Origin of the sequence: Paenibacillus sp. NRS-1760, from assembly GCF_050467785.1 — a bacterium.
Classification (GTDB): domain Bacteria; phylum Bacillota; class Bacilli; order Paenibacillales; family Paenibacillaceae; genus Pristimantibacillus.
The window spans coordinates 12,357-29,901 of the sequence record NZ_JBITPK010000025.1; the positions used below are offsets into that span (position 1 = coordinate 12,357).

Consider the following 17,545-nt stretch of genomic DNA (forward strand, 5'->3'; position numbering starts at 1 on the left):
GCCCTTTTATCTTGATGGCTCGCGATTTAGTAAGCTGATCATATTTTTTCTCCGATTGACGCTTAGCAGCAATCCCATGACCATTAATTCGATAATGCCATTTGTACCGCCATACGATATGAAAGGCATCGTCATGCTATTAATAGGCAGCAGCCCAAACGACATCAAAATGTTCCAGACGAAATGAAAACCAATAATTGAAAATGAGCCAACGACCAAGCCTCTAGCATATACATCCTTGAGTGTTTTTGCCATACCAATCACTTTAACAATCAGTAATAAGGCTAGCAGCACTATAGCTATACCAAAAACCAAACCAAGACTGTAGATCAAATAAGTAAAGACCATTTCGCTATAAATATAGCGAAACATTCGGTTCTCAACGCCAAATCCTTGTCCCCACATCCCTCCCAATCGAATAGATTCCAAGGATTTCTGGAGATAATAGTTTTTATCATCAGGGGAAGCAGTAGGATTTAGAAATGCGGTGTATCGTTCCCATATGAATTTATAGCGAACTGGATCATTTATTTTTATAATAAGCACTGCTCCTGCAGTTATGATTGAACTCACGATGGTTATAAACAGCTTATACGTTTTTGCAACAAACAGCATTAATACGGCCAGTCCAAATAAATATATAATAAAATTAAGATAGGAGTTTGCCTTGCTATACAGTATAGCAGGCACGATCGCATATAAAAGCGCCATTTTTCCGAAGTAAAGTGAATTTCTGAATAGTCCCTGCTTCTCCTTATGCTTAACAAGCAGCGTCCCTGCAAAAGCAATCATAAATAAATAAGGAGATGTGCCATATACATCAAAGGTAAAAGACCCGATTGCGATCCAGCTTTTCGAACCATTGATTTCGACTCCATAAAGAATGCAGGCTACCATCAGAAAAATTGTTCCGCTATACATGTACCACGAATACTTTTCCCATTTTCGATAGTCCAAAAAATAAATGCCAATGATGAACACGATGCCTATCGCTGTGAAAACTGCCTTCTTAAGAAAAAATTGAAACCCGCTATACATATTTTGATCACTATAAGCGAATTCCATTGCATACATAGCAAGCAGGCCAATACCGACCAATATCGCTACAAGTGCGGCTAATCCCCATTCCATAACCGGCTTATGTGCTGCATGAAGCTGCTTGCCAATCTGATCGGGATCACCCATCTGGACTAGAGCAGCACGAACCGCCTCTTCCTCTGATAACCCTTCGTTTAGCTTATCCTCCACCAGCTCGTCCAGATGGTTCTGCATTTCAACCTTGATGTCACGATGCACATCTCTTGCTTTTACATGTCTGCAAACCTGCACTAAGTATTGCTGAATCGATTCATACTGAACAGGCTTGTTATTCATGCATGGCCCTCCCCGATTACGCGGTCTACCGTCGTCCGAAACAACGTCCACTCCTGCTTCTTCTCCTCTAGCTGCCCTCTTCCACGCGCTGTGATGCGATAATATTTCCGTTTGCGGCTGCCTTCTTCATTCCAGTACGACTCAACCAGCTGCTCCACCTCAAGCGTATGTAAGATAGGATATAGCGTCCCTTCTTTAAAAGTAAACACACCGCTAGAGCTTTTTTCAATTTCTTTGGTCATTTCATAGCCATACATTTCCTTACGGTCAAGCAGTGTCAAAATAAGAATAACGGTACTGCCTTTCATAAGCTCTTTATTAATTTTCATAACGCCCTCCTGTTTATGTATCGCATTTCTATGCATCGATTATCTATGTATAAGTATATAGTTGACCATCACCGATTACAACATCATTTTAGGAATGGATTCCCATAATAGCTAATCGGTGATATATTTATGCATATCTTATCGCTGCGTTAACGTATAAGTACATAAGTCACATTAATCGGCGGTTTTCAATTTAAGGGAGGCAATACACAATGAATCAATCTTTCGGACTTCATAAGGAAGAAAAAACGTACGGCATGCTTTGCCATCTGCTTGCTTTTAGCGGTGTAATTATTCCGCTCGGCAACATTCTTGGACCACTCATCATTTGGCTTCTGAAGAAGGATCAATCCAGCTATGTGGATATGCATGGCAAGGAATCACTCAATTTTCAGATCAGCAATATGATTTATTCCATTATTTCCGGTTTGCTCATTTTTGTTCTCATCGGATTTATTACTACACCGCTATTGTTTATTTTCTGGATTGCATTTACTATCATCGGGTCTATGCGTGCTTCAGAGGGCAATGGCTATCGCTATCCTCTAACCATTCGTTTCTTCAAATAAAACATAGAACCGCCGGGACGCAAAACGTTCCGGCGGTTCTATTATTTAGGAAGCTGCGAGCTATATTTTTTCCTCATCACATGCAAGCGGTCCAATTGGTCAAACGCCTGCTGCCCGCGCCGCTTTGTAACAGCTACTGACAATGCATCAAGAAGCGCAACTGGCGCTGCCATCGAATGAAAGCCCTCCAGTTCCCCCCGATCAACCTGCAGCACGAGATCGCTCTGCTCCAGCATATCGGATACGAGCAGATCCGTAATCAGTATTGTAGTGTAGCCTGCCTCTTTGGCATGCTCAAGCAGCACCGTTAATTCAGGTGAGCGCCTGACAAAGCCGAACATAAGCAGCACATCGCTGGAATCAGCATGAACAAGCGTTTCAAGCAGCTCGCTGCCACTCCCCGCCATACCTTCGATTTGCACATTTATCCGATTCAGACGAAATCGGATGAGCTCGATCAAGCTAGCTGTTGCTCCCGTTCCAAATACATACACTTTTCTAGCCTTATGAATGGCCTCCACCGCTTGATGAAACTGCTCACGGTCTACACGCTTTGAAGTAACCTCTACATTAGCTGCTGCAATCTCCAGCATTTCACTTACAATATCAGCCTCTTCATGATCTACCTTATTCAATATTTTCTTCATCTTATGGGCAGGCGTCGCATGCTCGCTTTGCAGCAGCGTTTTCTTAAATGCCTTCAAGTTAGCAAACCCAATCGTCCGCCAAAACCGCGATACCGTCGCCGTACTGACACCTACAGCCATCGCAATATCTTCCTCTGTACAATAAGGAATCTGCTGCAGTGCGCCCACCACGTAATTAGCAATGGATTGGTGGCTTTTTGACATATTATCCAAGTCCATATCCAAATGAAAAGCCGTCATCTTTGATTCCTCCTGCATGTACCAACATAGCAGCATATTTTCTAAACGAAGTATATCACCTTTTGATCAAAAAATGATAATTTTATTTCATTTTTATTTTTATGTAATTTATTTTACGTAATCGAAATAATTTGTTGATGATCTGATAACATTCGATCTCTATATTGTAGAAGAATTCGTTTTGAATCGAGGCATTCGAGACGCATTCCGCCTCAAAAACAAATTAGGAGGAATCACAATGGTTACAGCGCCTAAGCGCCGTTATGAGCTAACGCAATCGCAGAAGCTTATGGTATTCATTTTATCGATGTCCTTGTACGGTATTTCCAACATGTTCTCCGAGCTTATTCCTGAGCTAAAGCTTGGTCCCATTGAGCTGAAGGTCGAATACTTCGCTTTTATCCCATTAACGCTCTGTATTCTATTTAATCCGCTTTATGCTGCACTTGGCGCATCCTTCGGCGAGGTTATATTCGGGGAACTGCTGCTTGGACAATTCGGCGGACTCGGAGAATTGGAAAAATTCATAGAATTTACGATTGCCATGTACATAGCTGGCCTGCTCGTAAGCGATCCACGAAATCGTAAACAACTCGCACTCGCTTCGTTCGTTGCAGTAGGTATTGACCAGATGCTTGGAGCGATTGTCGACATCAGCAAGGTTTGGTTTGGGATTGAAGAGCTCGAAGCTGTTCCAGGCATTCCCGAAAGCATATTGCTTATCGAAGGCGTAGGTTTCCTTAACGCCATGCTCATAACCGGCATCTTTTTCTCCCTGCTGCCTACTTTATTTCTCGTACCGCGTCTATATGGAAAAATCGAACCGCTTCTCGGCATAAAACCACGCGACAGCAGAGTTTCTATATCATTCGGACAGCTAATAACACCGCGGCTGCTCATTACCGCTATTATATTTGTTTTTATTGGGATCGTTGCAGAATTTTTGTCTGAGTCTGATATTAACTTTGCTGTATGGGAGCCAGAATTTATTGAGCAATATGGCAGTGGATTCATCTGGATTAGTGCTGCTGCAGCCGCATTAGTGCTCATGTTGACACTCATTGCAGCATTTCGTGCCAAATCCAAATCTGCGCGCAAGACGGAGGATGTTAAGCTTTGAGACCTTCATCCTTCCAAACCAACCAGCAGGCGGCTCCCATCATTAAGCTGCAGGACATTCAATTTCAATATCCAGGAGCGGAACACAAGGCACTCCATAACATTCAGCTTCTTGTCCAACCCGGCGAGTTCATCGCTATAGCAGGAACGAATGGCAGTGGCAAGTCAACGCTTTGCAAATGTTTAAACGGCCTAATTCCAAACTATTATGTTGGCGATTTAGACGGCTCCATTGAAGTTGCAGGGCTAATAGCTGCCGAGGAAACGGTATCCTCTTTGTCACGCAAAGTCGCTTATGTGTTTCAGGATTTTGAGAACCAGCTCGTTCGGCCGACCGTCTATGACGAAGCCTGCTTTGCTCCACTTAATTATGGCTTTAGCGATTACCGTGAACGCGGACTTCGAGCTTTGTCCATGCTTGGCATTGATCATTTGAAGGATCAGTGGATTTGGCAGTTAAGCGGTGGACAAAAGCATCTTACGGCGCTGGCTGGCGCTTTATCCCTCGATCCAGAAATTATTATTATCGATGAGCCTGTCGCGCAGCTAGATCCCTTTCATGCTAGACTCATCTACGACAAACTTAAGCTGCTGAATGAAAAGCATGGCAAAACAATCATCGTCATTGAGCACCATACCGAGTTTATTGCAGACTATTGCAATAGGGTCGTACTTATGGATAGCGGCACAATACGCTGGGTGAAGCCTGTCCATGAGGCGTTATCTGCGGTTGATGAGCTTGCTGAACTGCATATATTACCGCCGCAGGTTACGCTTGCTGTTTGTGAATTGGAAGCTGCTACAGGAAAAGCAAGTAGTCGGTCTTCATCACAATACCCGATCACCATCGATGAAGCAGTCGCTTATTTTGAGAAGATGCTTAAACCGTCATTCACGCTTTCAGCTGACCTTACGGATAAGCTTATTTCTAATAATGAACATACTAAGCAGCCCCTTGCTACGTTTGCCAATGTCTCCTATAGCTACAAAACAATTGCAAGAACGATGCATCCCGTCATTCGGAACATGAGCATCAGCTTTTATGAAGGCGATCGTATTGCTCTTGTCGGCAATAATGGCGCTGGAAAATCAACGCTGCTCAAGCTCCTTTCGGGCATTCGGCGCCCTACAGAAGGACACTTAACCGTATGCGGGCATATTACGAAGCAATCTTCACCTGAACTGCTGTCTGATTTTGTCTCCTATATTTATCAAAATCCAGAGGAGATGTTTATTGAAGATTCCGTCCGCAAGGATGTTGAATATTTTCTAAAAGCCCGCGGAATTGCTGATTATCACCCTTTTGTTGATGAAATTCTGGAGAGGCTGCGGCTAACCGCCCTGCAAGATCGAGATGGCAGACTGCTCAGCGGCGGACAGCAGCGCAGAGCGACATTAGCGATCGGACTCGCCATGCGTCCCACTGTCATGCTGCTGGATGAACCGACAGCCAGCCTTGATGCAGCGAGCCGCCGTGAAATGACTGAAATGCTGGCGCAGCTACAGGATCATGTAAAAACGACCATCATAGCGACACATGATATGCAGCTGGTTGCCGAATGGGCAAACCGCGTTATCGTTATGCACGATGGCTGCGTCGCACTTGATACAGATGAACGCTCGTTATTCAACCATGTTGCCATTCTCAAACAAGCAGGTCTCATTGCGCCGCAAATCGCTTTGCTTAGTCAAAGACTGGGTTTCGAGCCGCCTTGCCTATCTGTCAATGAATTCACCACGCGGCTTATCAAAAATATAAATCCGTCAAACCCATTTGAGCAGGAGGAGATTACGGTTGGAAGCAATTAAACAAAGCATGCTCGACAAGCTGAGCGTAGAACAAATTAAAATTGAGCTGATGCGTACCGCTTTCGGCAGACAATCGACCTTTCTGTCGCGCTTTGATCCGCGTATCCTCCTGATTTGGTATTCTTTTTTCGCCATAGCGCCTTGGTTCTTTCATAATAAAGCCATTCTGCTTGGCTTGCTTATTCCAATGCTTGTCCTTACTTTATCTTCAAAGGTAAGTCCACTTGTTCTACTTATTATGGGCGTCGGCCTGGTAAGTGAGATTAGTTATATTTTTTTCGGTTCCATCTTCTTCGGAGGAAGTCTAGCGGGCGTATGGCCGTTATTGACCTTAACATTAAAAATACTAATCATCTCGCTGGCCAGCATTGCCGTGTTCTCCAGCATGGATCCCGAGAAGCTGAGTGACGCCCTGCTTAGTATGGGGATGCCTGGACAATTCAGCTTTGGTGTGTCCTACGGCTATAGGATGCTTCCGATTCTAATTGAGGAGTACCATAACCTTATTCACTCATTCCGATTGCGCGGCCGCGCTCCCCGCAATAAGGGTTTTCTTCACTGGCGTTCAATTATATACATGGCGAAGATTAGCGTTTATGCCTTTTATCCGCTCATTCTGAATACAGCTAAGCGAACGAGAACGACGGTCGAAGCATTGGAGGTGCGCGGCTTTACCTATTCGCTTGTCAGCCCTGAGACGAAGAAGCTTAAGCTTGCGCATATGCAGGTTCGACCGCATGATTTTATTTTCTTAAGCTGCTCCCTGTTCTATATGATCGGGCTGGTTGCTTTTGGACAATTCATTTCCTTTTAAAACTACATAATTGAATGGAGATAACACACTAATGATGAGCATCGATTTGCATACACATGGCAAACTGTCAAAGAAAACACATTTTTCACTCGACTACTTCCTTTCCATGGCTCGCGAAGCCAAAGAAAACGGTCTGCACGCGGTGGCGTTGACCGAGCATTTTAACACGCTTCACTTTGCCGACATGATGGATCAGCTGGATCATCATTTTGAATATAAAGGTGATTATTATATCGTGGAGGGCTTGAAGGTTTTCTCTGGCATGGAGGTTGATGTAGCGAATAAAGGCCATATTCTAATCATTGGAAACCGCAGCCATATTCGTGATCTGAGGCAGCAGCTTGAACCCCATACCGCAAAAGATAACTTTATTACTTTAGAAGAGCTGATGAACCGCACCGACGGCTATCCCTTGCTTCGAATTGGTGCTCATCCCATGAGAGAAAGCACGCCGCTCACTCACCATGATGCTGACACACTCAGGCGCCTCGATGCGCTTGATATAAATGCAAAAGATTTATTCCAATATGGTTTCGGCATGGCTGATCAGGTTCGACAGTTCGCAGATCATCTTGGCTTAAAGGTCATTGCAGGAAGCGACTCACATCAGCCTCTGCAGTTCGGCAGCGTTGTTAATCATGTAGATAACGTTTGCGAAACAGCCGAACAACTGCGCAGCGAGCTGCTGAGTGGCAATTATCAGCTTGAAATTTCCGCTTGCTTGAATGTTAAAGTAAAAGCTGCTCAAATGATGAAAGAGCTTCTAAAAAAATCGATGGTTGTCGCTTTGTAAGAACACCCGCTTCACTAAAAAAGCAGCTCCTGACACTCAGGAGCTGCTTCATTTTCAATCTATTACATACCAACTGGCAATTGGAACATCTGTGTCAGTTCGTCCAGTGTAATCGCATCCGTCGGAATTTCACCTTCGAACTTCGCATCTTTATTAATCTCGGAGTAAGTAACATCATAATGAAGGCCAAGCTTCATCTTCTGTCCGCTCTCTTTGTCAGAGCCTTCAATGCTTACCTTACCCGATTGGTAAGCAAGATACCCATCTGTGATGGCTCCCGTTACTTTCAGAGTATTCACTTTAACATCATTTTTAAATGTGGTTAGAATCTCTGCTTTATTCGTCTCAAGATCCGACTTCATCTTCTCGATGTCCGCCTTATCAAGCTGAAGAGTCTTTAATGATGCTTCATTAGCAAGCAATACATTTAGCACCTCAGGCAGCACTTGGTTAACGATGGTTTCTACTGTTTTTGGATAGTTGCTTTCATTAATCTCAAAGGCGATGATTTGATCTGCTTTCATATCAGCAGGCAGGCCAGCTGCCTCAGCCTTAGGCTGGCTGAAGTATGTTTTCTCGTCAAAATGCTTAAGCATTACTTCTCCGAGTTCCTTGCCTAACTTTTGTTGTGCAGCAAGATCCAGCTTAGCCGTGCCTTCTTTCTCAGCAAGCTCATTTAGATCAATTTTAATAAATTTACTTGTAATCGTCTCCGGCAATGGCAGCATCGGAACTTGCGGTATTTTCACATACAGCGCTTCCTCAGTCATAATCATGGGTACCGTTAACTTCATCTCCATGTCGCCTGGGACTACGATTTGCATATTCATATCGGTACGCATCGGTTTTTTCTTATATACAGCATCAACTGTAATGGTTGCATCTTTAATCATGCCTACGATTGCTGCTGTAGCAGCTGCGTTGCCTTCCAAAGTTGCCGTTTGTGGAACTTCCAATTCATCCAAGCCAAATGACATTTTTACTGCATATGAGTCCGCTTCATTAATTTTCGTCATAGCCGCCTGCAAAGCTTCCTTCGGTGGTTTTGCCGAGCTGCAGCCTGCGATAACAACCAAAATAACGGCTAACATAAGAACCGCTATTTTTTGAACATTCTTCATGTAGTATGTTCCTCCCTATCTTTTTGTGAGCACCTCCATTCTATACTAAAATAACTTCATTTAGAAGTTATATCCAAAAAATCCCGTTTCAGCGTACTGAAACGGGACGTTTGAACTAGCTTTTAACAGCACATTTATCTATCCTTGCGGGTTATGATGATCCACATGATTACGCTGCTTTGTTTTCTTAGATCCAGAAAGCGGCTCTTGCTGCCCGCCTCCGTCATTACGCTTCCGATTATTTTGCGGATTGCTTTCCGGCACCGGAATGCTATCTGGCTTCGACATTTGGATTCCTCCTATTTAGATCTCATCGGCTTCGAGGGAAGCGTTAATTTTTTTGATGTTCTAAATCTGTTAAATGATCATGGTTCATGTCATCCTGATTGCTTCGATCGTTCTTATCCTGCTGCAATTGTTGAGCTTGATGGCTGTTAACCGCCTCAACCTCCAAAGCTTCTACCACATTAGATAAGTTTTTATCAGCCGTTCCTTGTGCCTTCGTCATATGCAGCTCTCTCCTCTAAGCATGCGTCAAGCGTTGGAGCGCTTGAGCACATTCATGCAGATGTCTAGTGTAATTTTGGATCAGCTCTTGAATGATGTCTCCACGCTCATCGATGGATACCTTGTCTTTCTCCACATCGATAAGCTCAACCTTCACTTCACGGCTATCTACATAAGTAACTTTAAAATCAAACGAATACATTTGATGTCCGGCTGTATCGATCGTTACGCGCAGCGCTTTGGAATCTGACTCATCAGGCAGCACTCTGCTGCGGTCAGCGTCTTTTAGCGTCTCTGGCAAGGTTTGACGCCAAGCATCTGCCAAGTTTTCTTGATTCATTTGCAGTTCATCTGATTTACCCATTAAATGAAGCACCTCCACATCGTATAACATGCGAAATGCGGCATTATTTTATACGAGGGGATAGAATGAAAAAAAAGCCCAAACGCTTAGCGTCTGGGCTTGTCATGTACATTTTTAAAAATATGGAGGAGAGAGTGGGACTCGAACCCACGTGGGCTTGCGCCCTAACAGTTTTCAAGACTGCCCCGTTATGACCGCTTCGGTATCTCTCCATCGTTCATTTGTCACAAGAAATATAATACCACAGGTCAAAATAAAAATGCAAGTGTATTTTGACCATGTGGCAAAAAAATTTTTTTAAAGCTTTGTTGAATCGATCGAACTAATGCCGCCCATATACGGACGCAGTATTTCTGGAATCGTCACAGAACCGTCCGCTTGCTGGAAGTTCTCGATGATTGCCGCAAAAGTACGACCTACAGCAAGTCCCGAACCATTCAGTGTATGAACGAATTCCGGCTTGCTCTTCGTATCTCTGCGGAAACGAATACCCGCACGGCGAGCTTGGAAGTCCTCTACATTTGAGCAGGACGAAATTTCACGATACGTGCCTGCACTTGGCAGCCACACTTCAAGGTCATATGTTTTAGCCGCTGTGAAGCCCATATCTCCCGTACAAAGCGTTAGAACGCGGTAAGGAAGTCCTAGTAGCTGCAAAACCTTCTCCGCGTTAGCGGTCATTTTCTCCAGCTCTTCGTATGAATCCTCCGGTTTCGTCAATTTGATCAATTCAACCTTGTTGAACTGATGCTGACGAATCAAACCACGTGTATCGCGCCCAGCAGAACCTGCTTCTGAACGGAAGCACGAGCTGTAAGCTACAAAATATTTCGGAAGCTCTTCAATCGGCAAAATCTCTTCGCGGTGCAGGTTCGTAACTGGTACCTCTGCAGTCGGAATGAGGAAATAATCCGAATCCGAAATTTTGAATAAATCCTCTTCAAACTTCGGAAGCTGACCAGTACCGATCAAGCTGTCACGATTAACAATATAAGGAGGCAATACTTCCTCATATCCGTGCTTATCGCTGTGAAGATCCATCATAAAGCTGATAAGCGCACGCTCAAGACGAGCTCCGAGGCCGCGGTAGAATGTGAAACGTGATCCCGTTACCTTCGCTGCACGCTCGAAATCCAATATGCCGAGTGATTGCGCAAGCTCCCAATGTGGCTTGGGCTCAAAATCAAAGGTTGGAACCTCGCCATTTTTGCGCAGCTCTACATTATCTTCCTCCGACTTGCCGACTGGCACGCTATCGCTAGGAATGTTCGGAATCGCTTGAGTCAGCTCAATCACTTGTACATCCAGCTCACGAAGTTCATCGTCAAGCTCTTTAATGCGGTCGCCAACCTCTCTCATCTCAAGGATAAGCGATTCTGCGTCGCCGCCTGTGCGTTTGAGTTTAGCTACATCCTGCGAAACCGTATTGCGTCTGCTCTTCAGCTGCTCCGTCTCTTGAATAAGATCACGGCGCCTAGTGTCGAGCGCAGGAAAATTAGCAATAAGATCAAGGGAAGCTCCGCGATCAAGCAGCGCTTTCTCAACCTTCTCAAATTCATTTCTTAACAATTTTACATCCAGCACGATCCAAAAGCCCCTCTCTGAAGGGAGTAATTTTATTATTGTAAACGTTTATTCCTTGCTTGCAGCTGCTTCCTTCACCATTTCAACGAAGTATGCATGCAGCCTATAATCGTCCGTTAGCTCCGGATGATACGATACAGCTAGAAGATGTCCCTGTCTTGCTGTTACAATTTCATCTCGGTATGTAGACAATACGTCTACGCCTGCTCCAACTTTTTTGATTAATGGAGCTCGGATAAATACAGCGCGAACCGGTTCGTCAATGCCTTTGACATCCAAATCCGTCTCAAAGCTTTCTTGTTGACGCCCGAATGCGTTTCTTGCAACGGTCATATCCATAAGGCGCAAATGCGCATCCTCTTGGCCTTCTATTTCATCAGCCAAAACGATAAGACCAGCACAAGTGCCGAACAATGGCTTGCCTTGTGCAGAGAAATCCTTAATAGCTTCCATGAAGCCATAATTGCGCATCAGCTTGCCGATCGTCGTGCTTTCGCCGCCTGGAATAACAAGCCCTTGCAGCTCTTCAAGCTGCTCAACCCGCTTAACGGCGACCGCCTCTGCGCCCGCCGCTTCTAAGCTTCGTATATGCTCTGCCACTGCGCCTTGAAGCGCTAGTACGCCTATCTTCATCGCTCTACTCGCCTTCCTTTACGGGCAAGAGCCGGCAGCACTATTCGCGCTAAGCCGGCACCTGCATATTACAACTATTAGATACCGCGGTCTTGCATACGCTCGGAGGAGTTAAGCTTGGAAATTTCGATTCCCTTCATAGCTGCTCCCAAGTTTTTCGACACTTCAGCAATTAGCTTATAATCTTGATAATGTGTCGTTGCTTCAACGATTGCACGAGCGAATTTCTCTGGGTTTTCTGATGTGAAAATACCAGAACCTACGAATACGCCGTCTGCTCCAAGATGCATCATCAAAGCTGCATCGGATGGAGTAGCTACTCCGCCTGCTGCGAAGTTCACGACAGGAAGCTTACCTGTTTCATGTACGTTAAGAAGCAAGTCATAAGCTACGCCAAGAACCTTAGCTTCATGATAAAGCTCGTCCTTCGACAAACCTTGAATTTTTCGAATTTGTCCATTGATCAAGCGAAGGTGACGAACAGCCTCTACGATATTACCTGTTCCCGGCTCACCTTTCGTACGAAGCATTGCCGCTCCCTCTTGAATACGGCGCAACGCTTCTCCAAGATCTTTTGCTCCGCATACGAATGGAATCGTAAACTCATGCTTGCTGATGTGGAATACTTCATCTGCTGGTGTAAGTACTTCACTCTCATCGATATAGTCAACGCCCATGGATTCGAGCACTTTTGCTTCTACATAATGCCCGATACGAGCCTTTGCCATAACTGGAATCGATACAACTTTCATTACTTCTTCTACAATTGTCGGATCAGCCATACGAGCTACTCCGCCTGCTGCACGAATTTCGGAAGGGACGCGCTCAAGCGCCATTACCGCTGTTGCTCCTGCTGCTTCTGCTACTTTCGCTTGCTCGGCGCTCATAACGTCCATAATGACGCCGCCTTTTTGCATTTCTGCCATGCCGCGTTTTACGCGCGATGTACCTGTTTCCATGCTAAAATCCTCCTATTTTCATCCATTAATTTGTATATTACCGCAGTTGTTCTAACCATTGATTTTACAGGATGCAAGAATAATCGACAAGCCTTGATTTGCTTTATTCCCCTGTTTTCTACTCGGATTAGAACAAATTGACGATTCCATTAAATAAACCTGAGAAAAAATCTCCAATTCCACGGAACATCAAGCGGAACCAGCCTGCTTTCGTTCCATCCTCCGTTGTAACGAGGTTAACCGTTTTTTTGAGCTCTTGTTTCGTTTCGGCATCCGTGTACTTGTAAGTTACTGTACCTACAACCGTGCCTGCTGGAATCGGAGCTACCAGCTCAGCTTCTGACTTCACGTCGCTAGATACAACCTCGATTTTAGGCTCTACGCCCTTCTTAACCATAAACGTAATATCTTTTTCCGTTACGATCGGCAAGGTTTTCTTTTTACCCTTTTTAATCTTAACCGTTTTCGCTGTTTCTACCACAGATTTTGGCGCAAGCACCGTCTTTTTCTCAAAAGTGCTGAAACCGTAGTTGTACATCTTAGCCGTTTCATTAAAACGAGCAGACTTTGTAGAAGTATCCATAACGACGCTAATAAAGCGCTGCTCGCCTCTTTTTACAGTACCCGTGAAGTTATAGCCAGCAGCATTAATGAAGCCAGTTTTCATGCCGTCAACGCCTTCATAAGCTAAGTGCTTAAGGCCCTTTTGATTCACGTTGGTGCCGAGCATCCAGTTAATGTTAATGATTGGATCCTTGTCGCGTTCACGGAATTTATATTCCTGTAGCTTAGAATAATCCAAAAATTCAGGGTGCTTGCTCAAAATAATTTGTGCTAGCCTTGCCATGTCCGTCGCAGAAATAACAGTTGTCTCCGATAGACCAGTCGCACTTGTAAAAATAGCTGTTTTAAGACCCAACTCCGCAGCTACCTCATTCATCTTCTTAACAAACCCTTGCTCACTTCCAGCTATTTGCGATGCTAATGCAATCGTTGCATCATTCGCAGAACCAACTGCCATTGCTTTGTACAAATCTCTAACCGTATGTTGATCTCCTTGAGCTAAAAATACAGATGATCCATCCGATGGCGTTGAGGCCGCTTCCGCACTAGTGGTAATAACCTCATCCCAGGACAGGCGTTCATTCGTAATTTCCTCAAGAACGATATATTCCGTCATTAACTTCGTCATACTTGCTGCAGGGAGCGGCTCCTCTGAATTAACTTCATACAAAACTTGTCCTGAATCCGCATCAATTAGAATAGCAGCTTTCACTTGTAAACCTAAATCGTTTTTCGTACTTTCTCTTCCTTGATATCCATTCGCCATTGCTACCGCAGAACCAAGCGACAGCATTACCATCCAAACCGCCAAACTTGCAGCGATGACCGTCTTTATTCGAACCGGCCTTACCTTTTCCTTCAACGTCGTCTCCCCTTTTCCCACTTGGTTTGTCCGTTGTTAATTGTAACATATCGAAGCCTAACAATTAAACCTCTTCAAGCCCTAATAAGAATGAGTAATCCTTCATAAAAAAAACAGACAAGGGCGAGCGACTCTGTCGCCTTACCTTGTCTGTTATTATTGGATCTAGAAAGTATAACCTATAGGGAGTAGTTAGGAGCTTCCTTCGTAATTTGCACATCATGCGGATGGCTTTCACGAAGACCAGAGCCTGTAATGCGAACGAATTGTGTATCGTTCTTAAGCTCGTCCAAAGAAGCTGTACCGCAATAGCCCATACCTGAACGCAAGCCGCCGAGCAATTGATGCACAGTGTCAGCAAGCGGCCCTTTGTAAGGAACGCGTCCTTCGATACCTTCCGGAACAAGCTTGTTCTCGTTCTCTTGGAAGTAACGATCCTTGCTTCCTTCCTTCATAGCGCCAAGGGAGCCCATACCACGGTAGACTTTAAAGCTGCGTCCTTGGAAAATTTCAGTTTCGCCAGGGCTTTCAGCTGTACCTGCGAACAAGCTTCCGATCATAATCGCGCTTGCTCCAGATGCGATTGCTTTCGTAATGTCACCGGAGTACTTAATACCGCCGTCTGCAATAACAGGAATATTGTATTCACGAGCAACTGACGCGCAATCATAAATCGCTGTAATTTGTGGAACACCGATACCAGCGATAACGCGAGTTGTACAGATCGATCCAGGACCAATCCCTACTTTAACTACGGAAGCGCCTGCTTCGATAAGATCACGGGTAGCATCGCCAGTAGCAACGTTACCTGCAATAATAGTAAGGTCTGGGTAAGTAGCACGAAGCTTACGAACTGCATCCAAAATATTAATGTGGTGACCATGTGCCGAATCTACAACAAGAACATCAATTCCTGATTGAACCAATGCTTCTGCACGATCCATTGTATCCTTCGAAATACCAACCGCTGCTCCGCAAAGCAAGCGACCATGCTTATCCTTCGCCGCATTAGGGAATTGGATTGCTTTCTCAATATCTTTAATCGTAATAAGACCTTTAAGTGTATTGGACTCATCAATCAGCGGCAGCTTCTCAATCTTGTGCTTTTGAAGAAGGCCTTCCGCTTCCTGCAGCGTTGTGCCAACAGGTGCCGTTACAAGGTTGTTACGAGTCATAACTTCATTTATCTTAATTGAATAATCATGCACGAAACGCAAATCACGGTTGGTCAAAATACCTACAAGCTTCTTATCTTGATCAACAATCGGTACGCCTGAGATGCGGTATTTTCCCATCAATTCTTCTGCGTCGTAAACATGGTGATCAGGCGTAAGCGAAAACGGATTTGTAATTACACCGCTCTCCGAACGTTTTACACGGTCAACTTCCTCCGCTTGCTGTGTAATCGACATGTTCTTATGGATAATGCCGATACCACCCTCACGCGCAATTGCAATCGCCAATGCGGCTTCTGTAACGGTGTCCATACCAGCGCTAATGAGCGGAATGTTTAGCTTAATGTCCTCGCTTAATCGAATCGAGATGTCAACTTCCCTAGGCAGCACTTCTGATTTGCGCGGAATAAGCAGGACGTCGTCAAACGTTAGCCCTTCTTTGGCGAATTTCGTTTCCCACACGAGTATGTTCCTCCCTTATTTTAAGTACGTCTCACATATATTATTAGCAATATTAGCAGAGGGGGTATAGGCTGTCAAGGCTGATGAATACCTTTGTTCATCCTGTTTTATACTCGATTTGGAAGTCTCAAAACATGCTATTTCTTTAGAAAAAGTCAGGTAAATACGTAGTTCGTTCGGGAATACGAGATTGTAAGCGTTTAACCAATCCTATATCTCCTTCTATGCGTGCGAATTGGGCTAATTGCTCTAACTGAATATACCCAAATAGCACACTCGTAAAGGAACCAATATCCAGTTTAATTGCCTCATCTATTTTTTCACTATCGTCCTTACGACGAAGTGAAGCTTTCCCAGACGCATCGATATGAAGCAAAAAATGACCATTATTCCATGGAGCTTGAGCGTCGATCAGTTGAATAGGAATGTCATCAGCATGATCTGCTGCCTTAAAATCATATTGGCTCACAAAAGCTTCCGCATCCACAATTCGAGCCATAAAATAAGGTGTGATTTCCTGTTTTATTCTCGGATTGCTCAGCAAGTAGGGAAGGCGATCGTTAGATGGCATTTTTATCGTCAGCTCTTCGATCATTGAATCATGCTGTGCAAGAAATGACCATATCGCAGCTCTAGCAGGCTCATTTAAATGAACAAACTCATGAACCGTTAACCGGCTGTTTTTAACTTCATAAATGACGTAGCCTTGTGCTGCTCCGCTCTTATCGTAATACAGTGCAGTTTGTCCTGGCTTTCTTCTGTTAATCCGATACTTCCACCAGAAGTCGTCACGCACCAATGAGCCATTAAATTGAGATGCATAGGCTTGATAGACATCGTTCAGCAAACCATAGTTTCCTGTAATGCGCTCAAATCTACCTTCGTATGCTATTCTTGCTGGAAGCATGTCCGTCTTAATCGTATAGGTTTTATGTTCAGTGTAGGTTTCCCATCCAAATTTACGGTAAAAGCTGAATGAAAAAGGATGAAGAAAAGAAACTGTTTGACCGTTCTCCTTCATCTCTAACAGTGATTGAACAAGTATTTGAGCAACTAGCCCCTGCCTCCTGTACTCTGGCCATGTCGCAACACCTGCAACACCTCCCATATCAAAAACCTTGCCTCCGATATATGTTTTCAGCCTTAGCACTGCAGCTTGCGCAGCCAACTGATTATCGACATACGCTCCGTACCTTACAGTAGGCTCACTCTCATACTGCTCTTTCGTTTGTTCAAGTTCTGCAGCAGAACGTTCATATTGAAATGCAAATTGAGATAAAGCCATACTCTCGTCAAATTGCTCTACACCGGTATGCTTAATAACGATACGCGTTTCCAATTCGAAGCACCTCCAAATTTGATATAACCCTATCATACCGCATAAACAACAAAAAAACCTATCGCATCACATGCGATAGGTCTTTCGTGCTTGGCGACGTCCTACTCTCCCAAGACCCTGCGGTCTAAGTACCATCGGCGCTGAAGGGCTTAACGGTCGTGTTCGGTATGGGAACGCGTGGTTCACCTCCGCCATCGCCACCAAACGTAGCGTGTTGCACGCTGAAAACTGGATACGAAAGATTAGGCTTGCTGAAGCCTTTTTAGCTGCTGTCTACTGGA

The 17,545-nt window shown here is 44.5% G+C and carries 18 protein-coding genes, 1 tRNA gene and 1 rRNA gene; 5 read left to right on the plus strand and 15 right to left on the minus strand.

Annotated elements, in window-relative coordinates:
• Window positions 1-6 precede the first annotated feature (6 nt).
• Window positions 7-1,374 carry an FtsW/RodA/SpoVE family cell cycle protein gene (locus ACIFSR_RS33235; protein WP_430063446.1) on the minus strand — a complete coding sequence of 456 codons (1,368 nt, stop codon included), beginning with the start codon at window positions 1,372-1,374 and terminating at the stop codon, window positions 7-9.
• Window positions 1,371-1,703, minus strand: coding sequence for a PadR family transcriptional regulator (locus tag ACIFSR_RS33240; protein WP_430063448.1), 333 nt, complete (start codon window positions 1,701-1,703; stop codon window positions 1,371-1,373). The genes ACIFSR_RS33235 and ACIFSR_RS33240 overlap by 4 nt, the downstream gene beginning before the upstream one ends.
• A gap of 212 nt (window positions 1,704-1,915) precedes the next feature.
• Between ACIFSR_RS33240 and ACIFSR_RS33245 the strand changes: the two genes are divergently transcribed.
• Window positions 1,916-2,272: a DUF4870 domain-containing protein gene (locus tag ACIFSR_RS33245; RefSeq protein ID WP_339205934.1), complete on the plus strand. Its 357-nt coding sequence runs from the start codon at window positions 1,916-1,918 to the stop codon at window positions 2,270-2,272.
• Between the two features lie 41 nt (window positions 2,273-2,313).
• Here the strand turns inward: ACIFSR_RS33245 and ACIFSR_RS33250 are convergent, their stop codons facing one another.
• Entirely contained in the window at window positions 2,314-3,159 is an 846-nt protein-coding gene (locus tag ACIFSR_RS33250; RefSeq protein ID WP_430063450.1) for a MurR/RpiR family transcriptional regulator, read from the minus strand.
• 238 nt (window positions 3,160-3,397) lie between these two features.
• Here ACIFSR_RS33250 and ACIFSR_RS33255 point away from each other — a divergent pair, with 238 nt between their 5' ends.
• Genes ACIFSR_RS33255 through ACIFSR_RS33270 form a run of 4 tightly spaced genes read left to right on the plus strand, consistent with a single transcriptional unit; the run spans window position 3,398 to window position 7,694 of the window.
• Window positions 3,398-4,279 carry a cell division protein FtsQ gene (locus tag ACIFSR_RS33255; RefSeq protein ID WP_430063452.1) on the plus strand — a complete coding sequence of 294 codons (882 nt, stop codon included), beginning with the start codon at window positions 3,398-3,400 and terminating at the stop codon, window positions 4,277-4,279.
• Window positions 4,276-6,087: an ABC transporter ATP-binding protein gene (locus ACIFSR_RS33260; protein WP_430063454.1), complete on the plus strand. Its 1,812-nt coding sequence runs from the start codon at window positions 4,276-4,278 to the stop codon at window positions 6,085-6,087. The genes ACIFSR_RS33255 and ACIFSR_RS33260 overlap by 4 nt, the downstream gene beginning before the upstream one ends.
• Complete coding sequence (locus tag ACIFSR_RS33265; RefSeq protein ID WP_430063456.1) at window positions 6,074-6,901, plus strand: energy-coupling factor transporter transmembrane component T family protein; 828 nt, start codon at window positions 6,074-6,076, stop codon at window positions 6,899-6,901. Before ACIFSR_RS33260 ends, ACIFSR_RS33265 begins: the two co-directional genes overlap by 14 nt.
• Window positions 6,902-6,932: 31 nt before the next feature.
• Window positions 6,933-7,694 (plus strand): PHP-associated domain-containing protein, encoded by a 762-nt coding sequence (locus ACIFSR_RS33270; RefSeq protein WP_430063458.1) that lies wholly within the window; start codon window positions 6,933-6,935, stop codon window positions 7,692-7,694.
• A 62-nt stretch (window positions 7,695-7,756) separates the two neighbouring features.
• Here ACIFSR_RS33270 and ACIFSR_RS33275 read toward each other — a convergent pair whose 3' ends face one another.
• The 12 genes from ACIFSR_RS33275 to rrf all read right to left on the minus strand — a co-directional run bounded on the left by ACIFSR_RS33275 (window position 7,757) and on the right by rrf (window position 17,469).
• Window positions 7,757-8,815 carry a hypothetical protein gene (locus tag ACIFSR_RS33275; protein ID WP_430063460.1) on the minus strand — a complete coding sequence of 353 codons (1,059 nt, stop codon included), beginning with the start codon at window positions 8,813-8,815 and terminating at the stop codon, window positions 7,757-7,759.
• Between the two features lie 138 nt (window positions 8,816-8,953).
• On the minus strand, window positions 8,954-9,103 hold the full coding sequence (locus tag ACIFSR_RS33280) for a small acid-soluble spore protein P (RefSeq protein WP_076271763.1): 150 nt from the start codon (window positions 9,101-9,103) through the stop codon (window positions 8,954-8,956).
• Window positions 9,104-9,146: 43 nt separating this feature from the next.
• Complete coding sequence (locus ACIFSR_RS33285; protein ID WP_430063462.1) at window positions 9,147-9,323, minus strand: hypothetical protein; 177 nt, start codon at window positions 9,321-9,323, stop codon at window positions 9,147-9,149.
• Between the two features lie 15 nt (window positions 9,324-9,338).
• The gene (locus ACIFSR_RS33290; protein ID WP_083682741.1) at window positions 9,339-9,686 is read right to left on the minus strand and encodes a hypothetical protein; all 348 of its coding nucleotides are present in this window, start codon (window positions 9,684-9,686) and stop codon (window positions 9,339-9,341) included.
• Window positions 9,687-9,809: 123 nt separating this feature from the next.
• Window positions 9,810-9,898: transfer RNA gene (locus tag ACIFSR_RS33295), tRNA-Ser, on the minus strand.
• Window positions 9,899-9,983: 85 nt separating this feature from the next.
• Window positions 9,984-11,270 (minus strand): serine--tRNA ligase, encoded by a 1,287-nt coding sequence (gene serS, locus ACIFSR_RS33300; RefSeq protein WP_339205922.1) that lies wholly within the window; start codon window positions 11,268-11,270, stop codon window positions 9,984-9,986.
• Between the two features lie 48 nt (window positions 11,271-11,318).
• The gene (pdxT, locus tag ACIFSR_RS33305; protein WP_430063464.1) at window positions 11,319-11,903 is read right to left on the minus strand and encodes a pyridoxal 5'-phosphate synthase glutaminase subunit PdxT; all 585 of its coding nucleotides are present in this window, start codon (window positions 11,901-11,903) and stop codon (window positions 11,319-11,321) included.
• A 77-nt stretch (window positions 11,904-11,980) separates the two neighbouring features.
• Window positions 11,981-12,862: a pyridoxal 5'-phosphate synthase lyase subunit PdxS gene (gene pdxS, locus ACIFSR_RS33310; protein WP_076271759.1), complete on the minus strand. Its 882-nt coding sequence runs from the start codon at window positions 12,860-12,862 to the stop codon at window positions 11,981-11,983.
• Between the two features lie 127 nt (window positions 12,863-12,989).
• Entirely contained in the window at window positions 12,990-14,288 is a 1,299-nt protein-coding gene (locus ACIFSR_RS33315) for a D-alanyl-D-alanine carboxypeptidase family protein (protein WP_430063466.1), read from the minus strand.
• A gap of 179 nt (window positions 14,289-14,467) precedes the next feature.
• Window positions 14,468-15,925, minus strand: a complete 1,458-nt coding sequence (guaB, locus tag ACIFSR_RS33320; protein ID WP_076271758.1) for an IMP dehydrogenase — start codon at window positions 15,923-15,925, stop codon at window positions 14,468-14,470.
• A 145-nt stretch (window positions 15,926-16,070) separates the two neighbouring features.
• Window positions 16,071-17,264: a GNAT family N-acetyltransferase gene (locus tag ACIFSR_RS33325; protein ID WP_430063469.1), complete on the minus strand. Its 1,194-nt coding sequence runs from the start codon at window positions 17,262-17,264 to the stop codon at window positions 16,071-16,073.
• An 88-nt stretch (window positions 17,265-17,352) separates the two neighbouring features.
• Window positions 17,353-17,469, minus strand: a 5S ribosomal RNA gene (rrf, locus tag ACIFSR_RS33330).
• Window positions 17,470-17,545 lie beyond the last annotated feature (76 nt).

What these genes read in the sequence shown, in the direction of transcription:
- ACIFSR_RS33235 (WP_430063446.1), bottom strand. Translation starts at nt 1,374, where the DNA reads ATGAATAACAAGCCTGTTCAGTATGAATCGATTCAGCAATACTTAGTG.
- ACIFSR_RS33240 (WP_430063448.1), bottom strand. Translation starts at nt 1,703, where the DNA reads ATGAAAATTAATAAAGAGCTTATGAAAGGCAGTACCGTTATTCTTATT.
- ACIFSR_RS33245 (WP_339205934.1), top strand. Translation starts at nt 1,916, where the DNA reads ATGAATCAATCTTTCGGACTTCATAAGGAAGAAAAAACGTACGGCATG.
- ACIFSR_RS33250 (WP_430063450.1), bottom strand. Translation starts at nt 3,159, where the DNA reads ATGACGGCTTTTCATTTGGATATGGACTTGGATAATATGTCAAAAAGC.
- ACIFSR_RS33255 (WP_430063452.1), top strand. Translation starts at nt 3,398, where the DNA reads ATGGTTACAGCGCCTAAGCGCCGTTATGAGCTAACGCAATCGCAGAAG.
- ACIFSR_RS33270 (WP_430063458.1), top strand. Translation starts at nt 6,933, where the DNA reads ATGATGAGCATCGATTTGCATACACATGGCAAACTGTCAAAGAAAACA.
- ACIFSR_RS33275 (WP_430063460.1), bottom strand. Translation starts at nt 8,815, where the DNA reads ATGAAGAATGTTCAAAAAATAGCGGTTCTTATGTTAGCCGTTATTTTG.
- ACIFSR_RS33280 (WP_076271763.1), bottom strand. Translation starts at nt 9,103, where the DNA reads ATGTCGAAGCCAGATAGCATTCCGGTGCCGGAAAGCAATCCGCAAAAT.
- ACIFSR_RS33285 (WP_430063462.1), bottom strand. Translation starts at nt 9,323, where the DNA reads ATGACGAAGGCACAAGGAACGGCTGATAAAAACTTATCTAATGTGGTA.
- ACIFSR_RS33290 (WP_083682741.1), bottom strand. Translation starts at nt 9,686, where the DNA reads ATGGGTAAATCAGATGAACTGCAAATGAATCAAGAAAACTTGGCAGAT.
- pdxT (WP_430063464.1), bottom strand. Translation starts at nt 11,903, where the DNA reads ATGAAGATAGGCGTACTAGCGCTTCAAGGCGCAGTGGCAGAGCATATA.
- pdxS (WP_076271759.1), bottom strand. Translation starts at nt 12,862, where the DNA reads ATGGAAACAGGTACATCGCGCGTAAAACGCGGCATGGCAGAAATGCAA.